This window comes from Brevibacterium sp. SIMBA_078 (genome assembly GCF_046534565.1).
Classification (GTDB): domain Bacteria; phylum Actinomycetota; class Actinomycetes; order Actinomycetales; family Brevibacteriaceae; genus Brevibacterium.
In genome coordinates this window covers 1-271 of the sequence record NZ_JAWRYQ010000221.1, presented here as the reverse complement: position 1 = coordinate 271, position 271 = coordinate 1, and the positions used below count along the sequence as shown (strand labels likewise).

The following is a 271-nucleotide window of genomic DNA, read 5'->3' as shown; positions in this document are numbered from 1 at the left end:
CTAGCGCGTTAGATAGTATTACCTCAGCAATTACCACAGCGGGTGAAAAAATCACTGGGGCTACCTTTGAGACAGAAACTCCTAAGCCAATTTATAAATGGCAAGACGAGCAAGGACAATGGCATTTCTCAGATGTACCAAACAAGAATGGTAAAAGCGAAGTGGTAAAGCTTAACCCCGCCGATATTAATGTCGTGGTTGCAGAAGATACCGCCATTTTGAGTGGCAGTGCTAAATCAGCAGTAAAGCCTTTTCCTCAGCGAGCACCAGC

At 45.0% G+C, this 271-nt stretch carries 1 protein-coding gene; it reads left to right on the top strand.

The genetic code is table 11. The features are described 5' to 3' along the window. On the top strand, window positions 1–271 hold a 271-nt coding region (locus SB749_RS19505; protein WP_410711763.1), incomplete at both ends, for a DUF4124 domain-containing protein.